Raw genomic sequence first — 18,383 nt, forward strand, 5'->3', positions numbered from 1 at the left:
TGTACGGCGGAGTATGGCAGAGGATAGGGCGCAGGCTGTGGGATAGAGCGTTGCAGGATGTAAGAAAAGGTGCGTGTCTTGAGATATGCGCTGGCAGTGAGATCGAGCGCCGCCCGCGCGGCGCTCGATCTCCCCACTCCCGCAAAAACCCAGTTGAACCCTACTGCGAATAGCTCCGCAGGAAATTACCGATCCGCCCAATGGCCGCTTCCAGGTCATCCACCCGCGGCAAGGTCACCACGCGGAAGTGGTCCGGCCATGGCCAGTTGAACGCGGTGCCCTGGACGATCAGCAGTTTTTCCGACAACAGCAGGTCGAGGGCGAACTTCTCGTCGTTGAGGATCGGGCACACCTTCGGGTCGATCCGCGGGAAGGCATACAGCGCGCCCATCGGCTTCACGCAACTGACGCCGGGGATGTCGTTGAGCAGCTCGTAGGTGCGGTTGCGCTGCTCCAGCAAACGACCTGGCGGCAGCACCAGGTCGTTGATGCTCTGGTAGCCGCCCAGTGCGGTCTGGATGGCATGCTGGGCCGGCACGTTGGCGCACAGGCGCATGTTGGCCAGCATGTCGATACCTTCGATGTAGCTCTGGGCGTGGTGCTTGGGCCCGGAGATGATCAGCCAGCCGGAGCGGAAGCCCGCTACCCGGTACGACTTGGACAGGCCGTTGAAGGTCAGGCACAGCAGGTCCGGGGCCAGCGAGGCGGTGCTGATGTGCACGGCTTCGTCGTAGAGGATCTTGTCGTAGATCTCGTCGGAGAACACCACCAGGTTGTGCTGGCGCGCCAGTTCCAGCATGCCCAGCAGCAGCTCCTTGGAGTACACCGCGCCGGTCGGGTTGTTCGGGTTGATGATCACCAGGGCCTTGGTGTTCGGGGTGATCTTGGCCTTGATGTCTTCGAGGTCGGGAAACCAGTCGGCCTGTTCGTCGCACAGGTAGTGCACCGGTTTGCCGCCGGCCAGGCTCACGGCGGCGGTCCACAGGGGGTAGTCCGGCGCCGGAATCAGCACTTCGTCACCGTTGTTGAGCAGCGCCTGCATCGACATGACGATCAGTTCGGACACGCCGTTGCCGAGGTAGATGTCCTCGATGGTGACGCCGGCGATTTCCTTCTGCTGGCAGTAATGCATCACGGCCTTGCGCGCGCTGAACAGGCCCTTGGAATCGCTGTAGCCCTGGGCGGTGGGCAGGTTGCGGATCACATCCTGGAGGATTTCGTCCGGCGCTTCGAAGCCAAACGGCGCCGGGTTGCCGATGTTCAGCTTGAGGATGCGATGGCCTTCCTCTTCCAGGCGTTTGGCGTGCTTGAGCACCGGGCCGCGAATGTCGTAGCAGACATTGGCGAGCTTGTTCGATTTGCTGAACTGCATGATGTGATCCCGATTGAGAATACGCGGTGCGCCGTCGTCGAAAGGTTTGAAAGGGCGAGGCGCGGGTGCCAGACTTGGAGCCTTGCACACGAAGCCACCTAATATACGTGCCGCCCGCGCCAGGGAAAAGACGGCGCGAGGTGAAATTCAGCCTGCCGAGGTACCCACATGCAAAAGATCGAAAAAACCCTGGAAGAATGGCGTGCGATGCTCGACCCGGCGCAGTACCAGGTCTGCCGCCTGAAGGGCACCGAGCGGCCGTTTACCGGCAAGTACAACAGCGAAAAGCGTGTCGGTACCTACAGCTGTATCTGCTGTGGCCTGGCGCTGTTCGACAGCGCGACCAAGTTCGATTCCGGCTGCGGCTGGCCGAGCTTCTACGCGCCGATCGAGGAGAGCGCGATGATCGAGATCCGCGACACCTCCCACGGCATGATCCGCACCGAGGTCACCTGCGCCCAGTGCGACGCCCACCTGGGCCATGTGTTCCCCGACGGACCACCACCGACCGGCCTGCGCTATTGCATCAACTCGGTCTGCCTGGACTTCACCCCGCGAGAAGAGGGCTGATCATGGCGATGTCGCTGCAGGACATCGCCTGCGTGACCTTGGGCGGCGAGCACAAAAAGCTCGGCGACTTCCCCGGCAAGGCGTTGCTGGTGGTCAACACCGCCAGCCAGTGTGGCTTCACTCCGCAGTACAAGGGCCTGGAGCAGCTGTGGCAGCAGTACCGCGAACGGGGCTTGGTGGTGTTGGGCTTTCCCTGCAACCAGTTCGGCAAGCAGGAGCCGGGCGAGGCGCGGGACATCGCGCAGTTCTGCGAGCGCAACTTCGGCGTGAGCTTTCCGCTGTTCCGCAAGGTCGAGGTCAATGGCCCCGCAGCCCACCCGCTGTTCGTCGAGCTCAAGCAACGGGCGCCGGGCCTGTTCGGCACGCAGAAGATCAAGTGGAACTTCACCAAGTTCCTGATCGACCCGGCCAGCGGGCAGATCAAGCGTTATGCGCCGAGCACCAAGCCTCAGGCCTTGGAGGCGGACATCGAACGCCTGCTCAGCCGTTGAGCGGCACCCAGTGGTCGATCAGCGCCAGGAGCTCTTCGCGGCGAAACGGCTTGGCCAGGTAGTCATCCATGCCCGCGGCGCGACAGCGTTCGCGCTCCTCGGGCATGGCGTTGGCGGTCAACGCGACGATCGGCAGGTCCGGCCAGCGTCCGCTGCGGCGGATCTGCCGGCTGGCTTCGTAGCCATCCATCACCGGCATGTTGCAGTCCATGAGCACCATGTCGAATTCGTCTCGCTCCAGCAGTTCCAGCGCTTCGGCACCCTGGGTGGCTAGTTGGACCTGGCAGCCGAGCTTGGCCAGCATGCCTTTGGCTACCAGCTGGTTGACCGGGTTGTCCTCCACCAGCAGCACCCGCGCGCGCCCAAGTTGCGCGGCAAGGCTGGGGCTGGCCAGCGGGTGCTCGGGTTCATGGCCCTGCAGGGTGCGGCGCAGGGTCTGATACAGGGCGTTGCGGGCCAGTGGCCGAGCCAACTGATGAAGGGGCGCCAGTGGCGTCGATTGTTCGGCTGGCAGGAAGTTGCCATAGGCGGTCACCAGCAGGATGGGCACACTGAACGCTGGGCGCAGGGCGAACAGGTGCTCCAGGTCGTCGGTGATCAACAGATCGATGGCCTGGTCAGGCACCTGCGCTGGGCTGTCGAGGCGCTGGTAGGCCAGGCCCCAGCGCGGCAGCAGGTCCTGCAGCAGTTCGCTCAGGCCGCTGCCGGAGCCGGTCAGAGCCATCACCCGGCCCTGCAAGGGGGCGGCGGCGATGGCTTCGGTATGCGGCAGCAACGGTAGCTCAGCGCAGAAGCGGCTACCGAAGCCTGCTTCCGACTGGATGTGCAGCCGGCCTTGCATCGCCTGGCACAGGTTGCGGGTCAGGGCCAGACCCAGGCCGGTGCCGCCGAACTGACGGGTGATGCCGGCGCCGGCCTGGGTGAAGGGCTGGAATATCCGCGCCTGGGCATCTTCGGGGATACCGATGCCGGTGTCCCACACCTCCAGGCGCACACCGCCGACGATCGGCGCCAGGCGCACGTCGACGCGGCCGAAACGGGTGAACTTGAGGGCATTGGACAGCAGGTTGCTGACGATCTGGCGCACCCGCGTAGGATCACCGAGCACGCTGCTGGGAAACTGCTCGGCCACCAAGCAGGTCAACTCGACGCCTTGGGCAGCGTTCTGCGACAGCAGGTTGGCGGTGTCCTCGACCATGGCGCCCATATCGAAGGGAATGCGCTCGAGCTCCAGTTGCCCGGCATCGAACTTGGACAAGTCGAGAATATCGTTGAGCAGTTCCACCAGCACCTTGCCCGAATCGTGGGCGATCGACAGCTGCTGGCGTTGTTCGCCGGCTAGCGGACTGTCCAAGGCCAAGGCGATCATGCCGAGCATGCCATTGAGCGGGGTACGGATCTCATGGCTCATGTTGGCCAAGAATGCGGCCCGGGCCTGGGCCATGTCGAGGGCGCGCTGGCGTGCGTCGTCGAGCTCCTGGTTGGACTGGCTCAGGCGGCTGTTGCTGGCCTTGAGCTCGTTGGTGCGCGCCGAGACGATGTCTTCGAGTTCGTTGAGGTATTGGGTCAGGCGGTTTTCCGCGGTGCGTCGCTGCTGGATCTCGGTGGCCATGCTGACGAACTGCCGGTTGGCGACCTGCACCAGCACGCCGATCTCGTCGTGTTCGTGGCCGGGCGGGCATTCCACGCGGTGCTGCCGGGGCTGGCGCGGGTCGCCGCTGCTGAGGTCGGCGATCACCTTGACCAGCGGCTTGGTCAGCATGATGTAGAACAGCGCCAGGAGGATGCCGGTGAGCACCAGGCTGCGGGCGAAGCCGTTGAGCAGGGTGATCCCGGCGCGGTCGAGGAAACGGCTGCCGAAGGCGTAGGTATCGACATCCAGGTACAGCGTGCCCAGGTAGTCGTTGGGCATGTGGGCGAAGTAAAGGCGCTCGCTGAGCTGGCGCTGTTGGCCGAACAGGAAATCGCTCAGGGGGCGGTAGCGGGCTTCCAGGCGCGGACGCTCGACATCGGCCAGCACCGTTTCGTTGTTGTCGATCAGCCGGGCGCGAATGATCGCCGGCGATTGCAGCAACCCGCGGGTCAGCTCCAGGGCCAGTTCCGAATCGATGTTGTAGGCGATGCGTGAGGCCGGGGTCTGGCTGATTTGCAGCAAAGCCTGCACTTCGCGGTTGATGGACGCGTCTTCGCTGGCATAATCAATGCCGATCTGGATGAGACTGAGCAATGTTCCCAGGATGAAGCCGACCAGGACTGTCAACCGGGCTTGCTTGTATGACAGGCGATTGGTGAACTTGATATCCATGAGTCCCGAGCCGGTTTCAACTCCCTTGCGCTGCGCAAGCATAGCCGATCAGCCCCGGCTGCTGGCGGGTCTGTCTGTTCATTTCAGTTGGTCGCCGAGCGGGGGCGCAACGCGGCCCCAAAAAACTGAAATTTGTAGGAGTCCTCATGGACGCTCGCTTGAATGCTTTCCTGGAACGCGCCGAATCCGTACTGGCGCGTCTCGAACCCCTGTTGCCGGCGGTCCGCCCGGACATCGACTGGACCACCACCCTGGCCGCGCGCTGGCAGCGCGATGGCCGCACGGGCTACCTGCTGCCGCTGGAAGTGAGCCTGGACATCCGCCTGAGCGACCTGATCGGCGTCGACAAGCAGCGTGAACAATTGGGCCGCAACACCCACCAGTTCATCAACGGCATGCCTGCCAACCACGCCCTCCTGTGGGGCTCGCGCGGCACCGGCAAGTCGTCGCTGGTGCGCGCCTTGCTGGCCGAGCACGCAGGTGCCGGGCTGCGCCTGATCGAAATCGAGCGCGACCACCTGGCCGACCTGCCGCGTGTGGTCGAACAACTGCAAAAACTGCCGCAACGCTTCATCCTGTTCTGCGACGACCTCTCGTTCGAAGCCGGGGAGGGCGACTACCGGGTGCTCAAGAGCGTGCTCGATGGCTCGCTGGAGCAGGCCCCGGACAACGTGCTGCTGTACGCCACCTCCAACCGCCGCCATCTGGTGCCGGAGAAAGAGAGCGACAACGAGAACTGGAAGCGCGTCGACGGCGAGCTGCACCCCAGCGAAGCGGTGGAAGACAAGATCGCCTTGTCCGACCGCTTCGGCCTGTGGCTGTCGTTCTACCCGTTCACCCAGGAGCACTTTCTGAACGTGGTCGAGCACTGGATCGGCCAGCTGGCACGCCCTGCGGGCCTGAGCTGGAGCCGCAGCGAAGAACTCGACATCCTCGCCGTGCGCTGGGCTACCGGCCGCGGTAACCGAAATGGCCGTTGTGCCTATCAGTTCGCCCGCTATTGGGTCGGGCTGCAATTGTTGGAGCAAAAGTAAATGATCGACCTCAATGCCAGTGGCGCCGGCCTCGATGGCTACAGCCTACTGGCCGCGCAAGTGCAGGCACTGTTCGCCGACGAGCGTGATTTCATCGCCAATGCCGCGCAGTTCTCGGCTTTTCTGTATAGCCAGGTCGATGACCTGAACTGGGCGGGGTTCTACCTCAATCGCAACGAAGAGCTGGTGCTCGGCCCATTCCAGGGGCAAGTAGCTTGCGTGCGCATCCCGTTCGGCAAGGGTGTTTGTGGCGCAGCTGCCGCCAGTCGGCAGACCCAACGGGTCGAGGATGTGCATGCGTTCCCGGGGCATATCGCTTGCGACAGCGCCTCGAACAGCGAATTGGTGATTCCGCTGGTGAAGGAGGGTAGGTTGATTGGTGTGCTCGATCTGGACAGCCCGAAGCTTGCGCGCTTCAGTGAGGCCGATCAGGTGGGGTTGGAGCGGTTGGCGGCGATCTTCTTGGAGCTGACTGACTGCTGATTGTTGGGTGATCTTACCGGCCTCTTCGCGGGCAAGCCCGCTCCCACAGGGACAGCGCAGATCCTGACTGTTGTGTTTATCCGGAGGGAGGGGGCAAGCCCCACAGGTACAGCGCAGATCCTGACTGTTGTGTTTATCCGGAGGGAGGGGGCAAGCCCCACAGGGACAGCGCAGATCCTGACTGATGCGTTTGCCCTGTGGGAGCGGGCTTGCCCGCGAAAGGGCCGGTAGCCTCAGCCCAAAACCCGGGATCAGTCGTAGATCACCCGCTTCTTCCAGGTCTCGTCCTCATCGGTCTTGAGCCCATCGGTCAATTCGTTCTGCTCATCCGCCGCCGGTTCCATCTTGTCCAGCACCTGGGCATTGGCCCGCGCCAGCAATTTCTCCAGATACCGCAGCTGCTCTTCGTACTGCTTGGGCTCAGGCTGCTTGCGCAGGTACTGCACGCCACGCTCGAACGCCAGCCGCGCCTGCCCAGGTTGCTCCTGCTGCAAGGCCTGCTGGCCAAGGTTGTTGAAGAACTCGATATGCAGCAGCACCAGGATATGGCGGATCTCCTTGACCCAATACTTGGCCTCCTGGGTATTGAGAAAGCCTTCCTGGTTGGCCCGCACGATCTGCTGGTGCAGGGCTTCGAGCAAGAAGCGCACGTCCTTGGCCTTGGCCTCGGTCTGGATCGGGCTGGGCGGGTTGTTGACCGGGATCTGTTCGCCCTTGGCGATCAGTCCCTCGATCTCAGCGATGCGCGCCTTGAGGTCGCCGCTGTTCTTGTCCAGCGCCAACTGACGTTGGTTGAGGTTCAGTTCCAGGCGGGTCAGCAGCAGCTTCAATGCCGGGGTCATGAACTGGCCGGGGAAGGTCTCGGTGATTTCGCCACAACGGCGCAGGCGGTCGGCCAGCTCGACCTTTAGGCGTGCGCGTTCCAGCTTGCCGTTTTCGACCACGTTGTTGAGGTAGCCGATCACGATCAGCAATGCGATACCCGCCACGATGAGCAGTGTGATCAGAAGTGGTGTCACCGTTTACGCCTCGTCAAAAGGTTCTGCATATAGAGTGTAGGAGCCCGTGTGCTCGCCAGAAGCCCGTGCAGGCAAATCTGTGCTTGTATCGGCAAACGGCCCGATAACTGGATAGTGGCACATTAATGCCGAGGTGCCGTCAGAAAATCAACGCCAATCCTCGGACGTCGCTCGCAAGCCGCCCTCGCAGTGCCCGAAGTCATTGATTTAAATAAATTTCTACAAAAGGGTTGACGACCCGGTAAGGCATCCCTAGAATGCGCGCCACTTGCAGCGTAAAGCACTTAGCCAAACGCTTCAGGGAGTGAAAGCAAGCAGCGATGCTTGTAGCGTGTCCCCTTCGTCTAGTGGCCTAGGACACCGCCCTTTCACGGCGGTAACAGGGGTTCGAGTCCCCTAGGGGACGCCAATGCGGGAATAGCTCAGTTGGTAGAGCACGACCTTGCCAAGGTCGGGGTCGCGAGTTCGAGTCTCGTTTCCCGCTCCAGTTTATCCGGCAACGCCTAGCGGCGGGGCAGGAAAAGAAAATCCAGTCTGAATCGTGAGGTTCATGTGCTGGTGCACTGAAAAGTGTCGTGTGTCCCCTTCGTCTAGTGGCCTAGGACACCGCCCTTTCACGGCGGTAACAGGGGTTCGAGTCCCCTAGGGGACGCCATTTGCGGGAATAGCTCAGTTGGTAGAGCACGACCTTGCCAAGGTCGGGGTCGCGAGTTCGAGTCTCGTTTCCCGCTCCAGTTTCCAAAACTATGGCGTTCATGACGGTGTAGTGGTTTTAAAAGTTTCAAAGCGGGAATAGCTCAGTTGGTAGAGCACGACCTTGCCAAGGTCGGGGTCGCGAGTTCGAGTCTCGTTTCCCGCTCCAAATCGAAAACGCCATCTCTTATGAGGTGGCGTTTTTTTTTGCCCGCCTGAAATGGGGCACTCGACGCCACGATTCTTTCATCGCAGCGTGCGTGCTCGGCTCAGTGTGTATTGGCAGGGCCCTGTTGTGCACTCAGGAGTTGTTTTTCCAGGTTCCAATCGAACGGTTCACCATTCTGCTCGGCCTCGTAGCGGCGCTCTTCCAGCTGCTGGTATAGCTCGAGTTCCTCATCGGGCATGAAGTGCAGGCAGTCGCCTGCGAAGAACCACAGCAGGTCGCGGGGCACCAGGTGGGCGATCTGCGGATAGCGCTGGATCACCTGGCAGATCAGGTCTTGACCCAGGTACTGGCTTTCCAGTGGGTCCTGCGGCAGCAAGGTCAACAGTTCGTCGAAGCGCTCAAGGAACAGGGCGTGGCTTTCCTCCGGTACCTGCTCGGCTTCGCCCAGCGCCACCAGGATGGTGCGCAGGTGGTTGAGCAGTTGCAGGTGGTAATCCAGGTGTGGGGTAGCCATGTAGCGATCCTCGGGCGGCAAAACGGGCCGCGCAGTATACGCCTCCTGAGTTGGGGAGGGGAGCTTGTTCACTGATAGCTTATCGTGAAGTTCAATGCCCCGGTGGCCAGCCCCGGTGATACATTGGGGGCCGTTTGTATGTAGCGCGCCTTGAAGTCCATGCGTGTCAGGCCAAGGTCCAGTTTTTTGATCTCTACGTCCTGCTCCAGTGGAAGCACACGGCTATCCTGATGCCGTATCTGTATGCCCACGCCCGTTGCCGTAGCGCCCGTGGAGAGGGAAAAAATACCGTTTGCCGGGTCTACGCTGGTAGAACCCTTGGTGCCTTCCAGGTAAATATGGGCATGGGCAGTGCTGCCGGTGCTGTCGTCCTCGCAGTCGCTCAAGGTGATGCTGAAGGGCACGTCCGCAGTGGTTGAGCCGGGGCCCTTGAAGTCCGCCACGGTGTAATCGCCGAGCATGACCGGATCGGCGCTGACCGCATCCGCCCTGAGCGTACATTGCGCCTGATGTACGTTGGCCTCCAAGCTGAAATCCAGGGCTTTGCCCAAATCGGTGAATATTCCGTGGTATAGCTCGCCGCTGATCCTGTGCATGCCTGGGGGGATGGCACCTGTCTTGACCAATTTGAGGTTCATTATGCCTCTATCGACAGGAGTCCCGATCGCCTCTGCACGCAAGATTGTCCCTTTATAGGGAAGAGAAGTATCTCCGTCATCTGGGGCGAATGTATTGGTTACACTATTATCGTAGGGCCAGCCCATTGTGATGATGGCGCCGATGCCAGGAACATTGGTTTTCAAGATGTTGTCCTTGGCCGTTCGCCCCATGGATGGAACCATGATGCCGGGGACGAATGCGGTCGAGGGTATCAGCTGGGCAACGGTGGGGGGGGTGCTATTGTAAAAGCACACAGCTTTGCCGCCGCTGCGGTTGACGCCTTCGGTCCTGTCCCGCTCGGCGATGATGCTCCCAACCGCTGCATCGCGTGGTACCCAAACGCTGCCGAGGTCCAGGACTAGGCTGATGGAAGTCGACGCAGAGCTCCACTCGCAGCGTGCTTGCACATCGCTGGCATAAAGCGACCAGCAGAGTTGACAGGCCGCCAGGGTAAGCACGTGAGTAAGCTTGTGGTGTTTTCCATTCATAGAGAGTGTTCCTGAGAAGTCGCGCTCGGTTGATCGCTCGCACTGTTGTTTGGTGGCAGACAGGCCAGGGTTTGCAAGCGATAGCCGTTTTGGCTTGGCATCGTTTGAGGCTGCACCTCTATATAGCAAGCCTGCTCGGTTTGACCTCCCCAATGCACACCCAGTCTTTGTGGTGCGTCCGTTTCAGTGGCGACCAGTGCCTGCCCGGCCTGGCCCACTACGGCCAATCGTTCTCCGGCCGCGTTGGTCACTTGGGCGCCGAAGGGCAGCGCACGCCCATTAGCCTGGTGAAGAGTCAACACCATTCGAGTCACCCGGTGGGCTTCGAACGCAGCCTTGATTACCGCTCCCCGTCGAGGGACGACTTGTTGGCTGCCATTGTCGATCAACACCTCGGGAGGCACATCATCGGTTTGCAATACCAGCGAGTTGAGCCGGTAGGGTCGCAGGTAAGGTACGATCAGGTAGCCGTTCGAATCGGTTTGGCTGCCGGGTGAGTTTTGCACGGTTACCCCGGCGACCTCGGGTACATGTACAAGGGCACTGGTTTCGCCCAGATACGGCCCCAGCGCGATGCCGCCGCTGTGCAGCATGACGGCGCCGCTGGCATTGACCGACAGGTTGCGATAATCGCCGCCTTCGGTATAACCCGCGCCGTAGCTACCTCGCTCGCCTTGGTAGGCCAGCGAGAACGCCCCGGTCTGGCCTTGGCTCTGGTCGTTGCTCAGCGATGCCTGGTAACTGAGGCGGCGATTGGTCGTGCCGCCGTTGAGGGTGGCGCGTTGGTTGTAACGGCCTTCGGACTCCATGAGGTCGAAGCGTACGTTATGGCGAGAGCCGAAATCCAAAGGCAAGCTGAGGCTGAGCCCTATCTGGCGGCTATCGTGGCCGCGCTCGGTCAGGGCTTGAGAGGCGAATACGTTGATCCCCAGATCACCCAGGCGAGTGTTGTACTGAATCTGGTATTGGCGACGAAGGGTATTGCTGTTCCAGTAGTCTTCCTGGGATAGCCCCACGCTGAGCGAACCGTCGCCGATGCCCTGGTATATGGAAGCTTCCAGGCGACTACGGCGATTGCCATGCCAGGAAGTCGAGGAGAAACGCTCATGGATCGCTTCGTTGAAGTCGCGGTAACCCTCGGTGGAATAGCGATAACCCGCGAATCGCAGGTTGGTACCGGTGGCGAAGCTTTTACCATAGCGTAACGCCACACTCCGTCCCCGTACCTGGCTGTCAGTTGCGCCGCGATCGGTGCTGGCGTGGGTGACATCCAGAGACAAGGCGCCAATGTCCGCGAAATCCCGGGCCACGCCGAGGGCGCTGGCCTTGTAGTAATCACTACCCAGCAAGCCGCCATACAGTGTTGTGCCCCAGGCGCCGCCGCGGGCCAGGGTTGCCTCCCAGAAACCCGGTCTGTCCAGTTGTTCGGCACCGTTGTAATGACCGAAAGTGAGGCTGTAGCGCATCACCCCGTTGCGTAGCAGATTGCTCAATGTGGAATACGGTTGGGTGAAGCGACGCACTTGTCCGTCGGCTTCGGTGACGACGATTTCGAGTTCACCATGGCTGGAGCCAACGCCCAGCTCGTCAATGGCATACGGCCCGGGCGCGACGTAGGTCGAATAGATGGGGTAGCCATTGTGTAGCACTTCGATCTTGGCACGTGTTTGTGCGACGCCACGGATCACGGGGGCATAGTGCTGTTCGATGTCCGACAGCATGTCCATGTCGGAGGCAGCGTTCACGCCGGTAAAAGGGAATGCTCGGAACACGTCGCCGCGTGTCGATGTTTCGCCCAAGGTAATATTGGCTCGCAGGCCTGGCAGATCGTGTTGGGCGTAGGTATCGCTGCGAGTCCAGCGATGGTTCCCATACTGGTCGTCGCGCAGGGCTTGATTGCTGCGTAACCGCCAGCCCGCCACGTTGAGTCCGGTGTTCAGGTAGATGTCCTGGCTGCTGCGGCGGCCACCGTTGCGGCTCTCGTATTGCTGAGCCGAAGCCTGATAGCTGACAAATGCTGCGTTGATACCTTCGTCCCAGCGAGCTTGCAGCGTGGCCTGAGAGCGGTCGTGGCGCAGTGCGATTTGGGGGATCGATAGCGACAACTCCAGACGGGAGGGGTCGAAATCGGCCCGCGCATCCGGCACCAAATCCGGCAGGTCCAAGCAGCGGTCGTCGTCGGGCAATGGGCTGGCGAGCGCTTCCTCGCGCAGGTTGGCGGCACGCAACAGATTTGCATTCACGCACGCTTGAAGGCTACCGCCTGGAGGCTGAAACACATCGAGTTCATGGGTGCCGAAGGGTTCGAAATTCACGCTGACAGCGACGCGATAGCGACCCGCGACCAAAGACCGCTCGGCTGCTAGAGATTGCAGCGCAACGGTACCGGCATCAGCCGATTGGCCAGGTGGTTGACGCATGAATTCGGCCTGAAAGCGCGGGGCCGATGTGGTGGCGAAGGAAGGGGACGTGAGTGCCAGTGTCAGGCAGCCGCCAAGCAGGGGCGGCCAAGCGAAGCACGGCCGCGGCTGCAGCAGCCAGCGCCGGTCAAGCTGGTTCATTGGAGTGTCCCATAACGTGTCACCGGGCACGGCCAAGGCACATGATCGGTGACGCTTGCGTTTAAGTTGGGCTGAGCGGCACTGTAGCCGTCAGGTCTGCGTTGCAAGCGCTAGGTTAGGGGCGGTATCAAAGAGAGAATGTAGGACGTGTCTGCAAAGCGGCGATGAAAATATTGAAACGTGAGAGGCTCGCGGATAGGAAAAAGCTCCCACTGCAAGTGCAGTGGGAGTGGCGCTGAGAAGGTAGTTAAGTCCCGCTCCTGGGTATGTTTGATACTACTTCGTTACCACCAGTATACGGATTTTTTCTCCATTGATACTTGTCGGCGGCGGTGCCGGACGTTGCTAAACGTGTCTGCGGCGGTGTGGATGGGGGTGGTGTTGGCACCGTCTCATATATATGATGCGAAACATCGTCATATATATCCGAACCTGGAAGCGAGCCCGAAGCCTGACTTGCAGGCGGAGTAATTGACCCTCGAGTTGGGGTATTCGCGGGAACGATTGAACTTGAGTTAGAAGCTACTTGCTGCACATCTCCCGCTGCGTCCGCAGAGCCACTGGCCAAGGACCTAATGGATGATTGGCGTGATACCTGAGGCGGCGTAAGTATCCGTGCCCGGGGGATGAATCGATGCTCAGGAGTCAGCGCCCACACCAGATCTCCATTAAGTGATCCAGCTCTTGACCCTGGCTGGGCCATCCTGGCTCCGGCGGATTTTCTCAGGGCAGCGCCTGCCCCCAGCGAGACCACACCGAACACTAATGAGACAAAAGCTCCCACATATTCCAAAGTCGAGTTCTTGGTTAACTTACCGCCCACTTCCATGGCCAAACCGGTTACCTGTCCCATCAGGCTGACTAGTGCAACTGCTCCCTTCACTGTCATAGGTAGTGCCCAGGGCGCCCCCACTGCAGCAACAACCACCATTACAGAATTAAGCGCTAACATTGCCCATGAGAACCAATTCGAGGATGATCTTTTTTCCGAATTCCCGGTGTACACGATGGAGCGATCTAGATTTGGGGCCTGTGCTCGGTGGCCGCTTGGGTCGCGCCAGTTCACCGGATTACCAAGAACGTAAACGTATGGGTTGATGCCTGACGCTTCGGGTGAGAGCGAATCAGGGCTGTGGAAACGCATCAGGCCTGGGTTGTAGGCCCGGTAGCCGTTGCCCAACATATACCAACCGGATGTCTGTTCCCGGACTTCGCCGTTGAATGCCAGTAGGCTGCTCAAGTCATTGTCGTCCGCTCGTTCACCGTAAGCGCTGTAGGCCGCATGGTGGGTGCCGGCGTCGTTCACTTCGGTGACGATGCTGCCGGCATGGTCGGTCAGTAACAAGGACTGCCCTCCTGGCTGGCAAACGCCCACGGCGCATTCATTGGTATACAGATATTGGGTGACGAGACCATCCTGCACCGTACAGTCCAGGCGCTGGTCCTGATAGCGTCGCTGGACCAGGCTGCCGCCATACGCGCTTGCCTGCAGGCGGTCATGGCCGTCATAGAGGTATTCGACCAGCGGTTGGCTTGAATGGTCGAGTACCTGATGGAGGCGACCGGCGACGTCGTAGCGAAGTTGGCGTCCTTGTTCGTCGTTGAGCATGTTGCCCTGCTCATCGTAGGCGAACGTCTGTTCCGCTGGGTAATCCTCGGTTAGGGTATGAGTGACCTTGGAGAGCTGGAAGCTGCCATCCTCGGCATAGGTGAACCGGGCGCTGTCGCTCTTGCCATCGGCAAAGTCGGTGATGCAACGGGTGATGTTGTCAACGTCGTCGAAGCGGAAGATCTGGCTGGTGATGGGCCGCCCCTTTGCGTTGCATGGCCGTGCCTGCAGGTCGCCTGTGCAATCGTACGACTCCAGGCGTCCGAGTTCGTCATAACCAAAGATTTCTTCGCGTACCAGGGAGCCGGCTCGCCAGAGCTTTCGCGAGAGCAGCACGTCGTCATCGCGCCATACGTGCAGCAACTCCTGATCGTTCTCGCCATTCACAGCCAAGGTACGTCGGACTTCTCTTCCCAGGTTGTCGTATTCCTGTTCGCAACAAACCGAGCGGTCGGGGTTGTCGGCATCCTCAGTGGTGGTGCTACACAGCAGGCCTTGGCTGTTGTATGCGAGGGTAGCGCTCAAAGGACCTTGGGCGATCCCGTTGACACGGCCTTGGTTGTCGTAGCTATGAATGCGGGCGGAAGCATCGCTGGGCGTGCGCGATAGTGGCCGGCCCCGCCAGGAGTAACTGTTTTGGATGCTGTAGCCATGCCCCTGGGATGCTGCCCAGGACTCGCAGTCCACAAAGCCTTGGTCGGTGTAGGTATAACTCATGTTGCCGGCATGGTTGGTAGCGCTCGAAAGGTTGGCAGTGTGGCGATCGTAATCGAAGCTTGCCTGCTCATTGGCCGCTGTCTGCGCATCTTCTTCAACTTCGACGGAACTGTCGATCGTCGTAGGTTTTAAAGTGAGCTGTGGCTTGTAGGAATAGGTGAACACTCGCCTGCGCTTGCCAGGGCGGTGTTCCTCAGTGTTGATGACGGTACGGGTCTGGACTAGCTCCGTCGTGCCTTTGTACACCAGCGTTTCCTTGCGCGGCCCTACGGTGACGCTGGTCAGACGCTCCAAGCCGTCGAAGGTGCGGGCACAGATAGTGGAAATTTCGCCATTCGAGCGTGCGCGTAACTGCAGATCAGTCGTCAATTCAGCAGTGCTGTGGGCCGCGAAGGTGCGCAAAAGGGCACTGCCATCGGGCCGTACCTGCTCACACATGCGGTCCCAGACGTCATAGGTAAACTGCGAAGTTCGAGTGATGGGTACATTGTCAGGGCCTCTGAAGGTGGAGGTGTTGCTCACACACCGGCCAAGGCCATCGTACTGGTAATCAATGCGGCCAATATCTGTTTCGTCGCTTGCACTGTTGCGGCGGTAGGTGAAGGCTGGCTTGTCGAAAGCGTTGTACTGGGTGATGTTGAGCTGCCGCTGGATACCGCGCTGGTCAGGGGCTTCGATCCAACTGGTGACTATGATGCCACCCTCACCGAATGGTGAACGGTGGTTGAACTCCTCGACGCCATCAGGACGGATGGTTTTACAGCGTGAGCCCCAGTCGTCATAGTCGTAGCGCGAGGCCATGCTCAATGTACGTTCTTCTGCCCATTTGTTCCCAGAAGGATCCGGCAGGTAATCGTAGTCGATTTCCCCAACCAGCAGCCCTATCGAGTCATATTCTTGCGTGGAGGTGATACGAATGGTTCGTTCGTTGGTCTCTGCGGCGTCTCGTTCCAGCTCCTGACGGATAGGTCGTTGATACCCGTCGTAGATCGTGCGGGCCGTCACCCCCTTGGCATCGGTAACCTGCTCATACGATCGGGGGTGGTTGTCCTCTCTGAATTCGCCATAGGCAAATGTGCGCGAAGTCATGTATTGGGGATCGTCAGGAGCGACCGTTTCCGTCACCAGTCGACCCAGAACATCGTAGCTGTAACGAGTGACGACGCCATTGACGTCTTCACTTTCCACGAGTTGCCCATTCAGTATGGAAAAAATGGAAGTGTTGCTCCGTTCCAGCGTCCCCCCGCTCGCGGCCACCGTTTTCTTGATGCTCAGTAGTGGGGGTTGCTCGTGTTCGTCAGGTACGCGCTTGTAGTGCCAGCTTGTCCTGGTGGTGTGGCCTTGAAGAGTATAGAGCTCTCGGTCGTTGCGCCCGTGTAACAGGGGGTTGCTGGGTTGGTTCAGGTAAGCGTGTTCGATTGACTGGAGAAGAATCTCTTGCTCTTCATCTTCTTCGTCCTCGATTTGGAACGTGTCCTCCGTGAAGGCTGCCAACCAGGTGTCCGCATCCGCTGAGGTGGATGCCAGACTCAAGAGCGGGAGTGCTTTATAGGTGAATTGGGTCCGTACAATCTGAGCAGGACTGCCGGTGATCGAGTCGGATTTGGCGGGGTAAATGGTGACGCTTTTCAGATTGCGCACGAAGCCCTCTGGGTCGGCCGGGCAACCTTCGCTTTGCGTGCTCGGGTAATATTCGCTGACAGTACGTACACCGGACGCCTGTGTTTCCTCCACCACGTTGCCGAAGGCATCATATTCAGTGCTGACCGATTGTTCGCGCCGTTGGCGGTTCTGCGTCCAACTAGTGGTGATTTTCTTGGGCAACTGGAAGTAGGCCGGTTGATCCTCGAACCGCAGGTTTGCTCGCTCATGGTACTCGGTGGTTACGGTTTCGACGCAATCGCCCTGGGTGGTGATGCACTGGGTAGTTAGATGAAAGCGGTTGAAGATGGTCTTGACCGTGCGCAGTACCTTGCCATCGCGATAATGGCTGGCAGTGGAGTAGTAGCTGAACTCCCTTCCGGTGAACTTGTAAAGGTGGTCTTGGTGGTAGTTGTCATCCCATACCACGCCATCGGCACCGTAACCCAGAAAATTGTTCGTGCTGTAGTCGTAGGTGGTCCTCATGTGCGACTTTTCGTCAAGCGGGTCCGGTTGAATGACGTGCTCACGGACGTACGGCAGGTGTCGCGCGATGCCGGGGAACGCGTGGCCGGTTTCTTTGTAAACCACCCGCTCGACGCCTCCCGTCGGGTTTTCCATTCTCTCGAGTAATCGAAATGATCCGAGTGTTTTGTAGTTGAGCGTCCATCTGGGTTCATCCTTGGACGGTAGAACGATCCAGCGAAGTTCCTCGCCTTCAAACTTCAGCGTATACCGTGCTACGCTGCTCGTTCCTGGCTGCAACTCAATCCATACTTCCTGATTGCCCCGATAATCGATATTGAGCAGCATGCGTTTGCTATCGTCGTGAATCGATTTCAGGCGTGGCTGCCCGTTCACCCGGTCGTAGACTAGGTTAATGCCGTGGCCAGAGGGCATTTGTATGCGTGTGGGCAACGCCGTGTCGGGATCACCCAGCTGTGGCTCAAGCACCTCCACCAGGCCGGCTGCGTGCGCCACTCTATAGCGTTTGCTACCGCCTTCGCTGATGTTCTTGAAATGGAAACTGTCTAGTTTACGCTCGGGTGCCAGACCCGGCTGCCCAGGACCATTGTCGGCAATGTATTGGCTTTCTCCCGTGTGCAGGTCAAGCATGCCATCGCGAATCGAGAAGGTACTTAGGTTCAATTGCCAGCCTAGGCCAAAGCCGACATTTTCACTTTTCAGCGGGTTGAATGATAACTGGACGGGAAAGTCTGGCCCGATATTATCATTAGCATTGAGCTGCGGAAGCGTAAGGCCCAATGTATAAAGTCCTGTGCGTGGGTCGACGCTGCCTTGGGTAAAGCTACGAAAGTTGAAAGCGTTAGATTGAATAGCCATTAGCGAGTTCCTCTGGATAGCCCGGGTAGGGTGTAGTTCAGGCCGATACCTTGACTTTCACATATCCCAACTTACCCTCGTTTAATCTTCCACCCTTGTCGATTATCAAACAACCCAATCCCTCAGTAATGAATGAATTGATTGAATAGCTATTGATAATGTAATCGATATCTTCCTTTCCGAGAAACGATAACTGATGGGTCGTTTTTATGTTCATCCACCAAAGCGGCCAATTGCCGGATTTTCTACTGGACTCCAATCTGATAGTGGCGGCGGATGGTAAGTTACTGAACTGAATCTGTTTGGGGTTGGATAGCTTGCCGGCACCGCTGGTCAGGTCAAGCGTAACAACGGTATCACTCCCCGCAGGCGGTACCGATAGGTTTCTGAATTCTCCCTCAGCATCAATGACTTGAATTTCGCCACCTTGGGTGATTGGTAGTGCAGACATGATCATGTCCTCGTACGCTTTAGTTTGTTATTCCGACCAAGCACTCTATCGACTGGACTCGGTCTCCTATTGCACTAGCGTACGGCTAACCGTCAACGCGGACACCTAGCATTTCTGTCAGTTGTGGCACGCCGAGCAGAAGAATATAACTTGATCAACCACTGTGAGCGGGCAACGCACGATACCTGTAGACGAAGCGCATGGCGCAATTGCTTATGCTGCAGCATCGACAGGTCGGTCCGATCGAAATAGTTATTTATAC

The 18,383-nt window shown here is 59.4% G+C and carries 12 protein-coding genes and 5 tRNA genes; 9 read left to right on the forward strand and 8 right to left on the reverse strand.

What is annotated here, in order from left to right; translation table 11 throughout:
- Nucleotides 1–160: 160 nt before the first annotated feature.
- A complete protein-coding gene (locus E2H86_RS23800) occupies nt 161–1,372 on the reverse strand; it encodes a pyridoxal phosphate-dependent aminotransferase (protein ID WP_133331966.1) in 1,212 nt (403 codons plus the stop codon).
- Nucleotides 1,373–1,540: 168 nt separating this feature from the next.
- Between E2H86_RS23800 and msrB the strand changes: the two genes are divergently transcribed.
- Together msrB and E2H86_RS23810 are read left to right on the forward strand one after the other, a co-directional pair.
- Nucleotides 1,541–1,942, forward strand: a complete 402-nt coding sequence (msrB, locus tag E2H86_RS23805) for a peptide-methionine (R)-S-oxide reductase MsrB (protein ID WP_133331967.1) — start codon at nt 1,541–1,543, stop codon at nt 1,940–1,942.
- Between the two features lie 2 nt (nt 1,943–1,944).
- Entirely contained in the window at nt 1,945–2,433 is a 489-nt protein-coding gene (locus E2H86_RS23810; RefSeq protein WP_133331968.1) for a glutathione peroxidase, read from the forward strand.
- On the opposite strand, the gene E2H86_RS23815 is transcribed toward E2H86_RS23810, so the two are convergent.
- Nucleotides 2,423–4,780, reverse strand: coding sequence for a hybrid sensor histidine kinase/response regulator (locus E2H86_RS23815; RefSeq protein ID WP_133331969.1), 2,358 nt, complete (start codon nt 4,778–4,780; stop codon nt 2,423–2,425). The genes E2H86_RS23810 and E2H86_RS23815 overlap by 11 nt on opposite strands.
- A gap of 104 nt (nt 4,781–4,884) precedes the next feature.
- Between E2H86_RS23815 and E2H86_RS23820 the strand changes: the two genes are divergently transcribed.
- On the forward strand, nt 4,885–5,772 hold the full coding sequence (locus E2H86_RS23820; RefSeq protein ID WP_133331970.1) for an ATP-binding protein: 888 nt from the start codon (nt 4,885–4,887) through the stop codon (nt 5,770–5,772).
- Entirely contained in the window at nt 5,773–6,255 is a 483-nt protein-coding gene (locus tag E2H86_RS23825) for a GAF domain-containing protein (RefSeq protein ID WP_133331971.1), read from the forward strand.
- Nucleotides 6,256–6,506: 251 nt separating this feature from the next.
- Here the strand turns inward: E2H86_RS23825 and E2H86_RS23830 are convergent, their stop codons facing one another.
- Nucleotides 6,507–7,274 carry a hypothetical protein gene (locus E2H86_RS23830; RefSeq protein ID WP_133331972.1) on the reverse strand — a complete coding sequence of 256 codons (768 nt, stop codon included), beginning with the start codon at nt 7,272–7,274 and terminating at the stop codon, nt 6,507–6,509.
- A 333-nt stretch (nt 7,275–7,607) separates the two neighbouring features.
- Between E2H86_RS23830 and E2H86_RS23835 the strand changes: the two genes are divergently transcribed.
- The 5 genes from E2H86_RS23835 to E2H86_RS23855 all read left to right on the forward strand — a co-directional run bounded on the left by E2H86_RS23835 (nt 7,608) and on the right by E2H86_RS23855 (nt 8,136).
- A tRNA-Glu gene (locus E2H86_RS23835) sits at nt 7,608–7,683 on the forward strand.
- A gap of 2 nt (nt 7,684–7,685) precedes the next feature.
- Nucleotides 7,686–7,761 (forward strand) — tRNA-Gly (locus E2H86_RS23840).
- Nucleotides 7,762–7,853: 92 nt separating this feature from the next.
- Nucleotides 7,854–7,929: transfer RNA gene (locus tag E2H86_RS23845), tRNA-Glu, on the forward strand.
- A 3-nt stretch (nt 7,930–7,932) separates the two neighbouring features.
- Nucleotides 7,933–8,008, forward strand: a tRNA-Gly gene (locus E2H86_RS23850).
- 52 nt (nt 8,009–8,060) lie between these two features.
- A tRNA-Gly gene (locus tag E2H86_RS23855) sits at nt 8,061–8,136 on the forward strand.
- Nucleotides 8,137–8,236: 100 nt separating this feature from the next.
- Here E2H86_RS23855 and E2H86_RS23860 read toward each other — a convergent pair.
- From E2H86_RS23860 to E2H86_RS23880, 5 genes are all read right to left on the reverse strand, one after another.
- Nucleotides 8,237–8,650, reverse strand: a complete 414-nt coding sequence (locus E2H86_RS23860) for a PA2817 family protein (protein ID WP_133331973.1) — start codon at nt 8,648–8,650, stop codon at nt 8,237–8,239.
- A gap of 68 nt (nt 8,651–8,718) precedes the next feature.
- A complete protein-coding gene (locus E2H86_RS23865; protein ID WP_133331974.1) occupies nt 8,719–9,798 on the reverse strand; it encodes a fimbrial protein in 1,080 nt (359 codons plus the stop codon).
- A complete protein-coding gene (locus E2H86_RS23870; RefSeq protein ID WP_133331975.1) occupies nt 9,795–12,359 on the reverse strand; it encodes a fimbria/pilus outer membrane usher protein in 2,565 nt (854 codons plus the stop codon). Before E2H86_RS23870 ends, E2H86_RS23865 begins: the two co-directional genes overlap by 4 nt.
- A gap of 247 nt (nt 12,360–12,606) precedes the next feature.
- Nucleotides 12,607–17,670 carry an RHS repeat-associated core domain-containing protein gene (locus E2H86_RS23875; RefSeq protein WP_133331976.1) on the reverse strand — a complete coding sequence of 1,688 codons (5,064 nt, stop codon included), beginning with the start codon at nt 17,668–17,670 and terminating at the stop codon, nt 12,607–12,609.
- Nucleotides 17,671–17,707: 37 nt separating this feature from the next.
- Nucleotides 17,708–18,121 (reverse strand): hypothetical protein, encoded by a 414-nt coding sequence (locus E2H86_RS23880; RefSeq protein ID WP_133331977.1) that lies wholly within the window; start codon nt 18,119–18,121, stop codon nt 17,708–17,710.
- Nucleotides 18,122–18,383: the final 262 nt, after the last annotated feature.

Source organism: Pseudomonas putida (genome assembly GCF_004357765.1).
GTDB classification, from domain to species: domain Bacteria; phylum Pseudomonadota; class Gammaproteobacteria; order Pseudomonadales; family Pseudomonadaceae; genus Aquipseudomonas; species Aquipseudomonas putida_U.

What these genes read in the sequence shown, in the direction of transcription:
- E2H86_RS23865 (WP_133331974.1), bottom strand. Translation starts at nt 9,798, where the DNA reads ATGAATGGAAAACACCACAAGCTTACTCACGTGCTTACCCTGGCGGCC.
- E2H86_RS23875 (WP_133331976.1), bottom strand. Translation starts at nt 17,670, where the DNA reads ATGGCTATTCAATCTAACGCTTTCAACTTTCGTAGCTTTACCCAAGGC.
- msrB (WP_133331967.1), top strand. Translation starts at nt 1,541, where the DNA reads ATGCAAAAGATCGAAAAAACCCTGGAAGAATGGCGTGCGATGCTCGAC.
- E2H86_RS23820 (WP_133331970.1), top strand. Translation starts at nt 4,885, where the DNA reads ATGGACGCTCGCTTGAATGCTTTCCTGGAACGCGCCGAATCCGTACTG.
- E2H86_RS23870 (WP_133331975.1), bottom strand. Translation starts at nt 12,359, where the DNA reads ATGAACCAGCTTGACCGGCGCTGGCTGCTGCAGCCGCGGCCGTGCTTC.
- E2H86_RS23810 (WP_133331968.1), top strand. Translation starts at nt 1,945, where the DNA reads ATGGCGATGTCGCTGCAGGACATCGCCTGCGTGACCTTGGGCGGCGAG.
- E2H86_RS23800 (WP_133331966.1), bottom strand. Translation starts at nt 1,372, where the DNA reads ATGCAGTTCAGCAAATCGAACAAGCTCGCCAATGTCTGCTACGACATT.
- E2H86_RS23860 (WP_133331973.1), bottom strand. Translation starts at nt 8,650, where the DNA reads ATGGCTACCCCACACCTGGATTACCACCTGCAACTGCTCAACCACCTG.
- E2H86_RS23815 (WP_133331969.1), bottom strand. Translation starts at nt 4,780, where the DNA reads ATGCTTGCGCAGCGCAAGGGAGTTGAAACCGGCTCGGGACTCATGGAT.
- E2H86_RS23880 (WP_133331977.1), bottom strand. Translation starts at nt 18,121, where the DNA reads ATGTCTGCACTACCAATCACCCAAGGTGGCGAAATTCAAGTCATTGAT.
- E2H86_RS23825 (WP_133331971.1), top strand. Translation starts at nt 5,773, where the DNA reads ATGATCGACCTCAATGCCAGTGGCGCCGGCCTCGATGGCTACAGCCTA.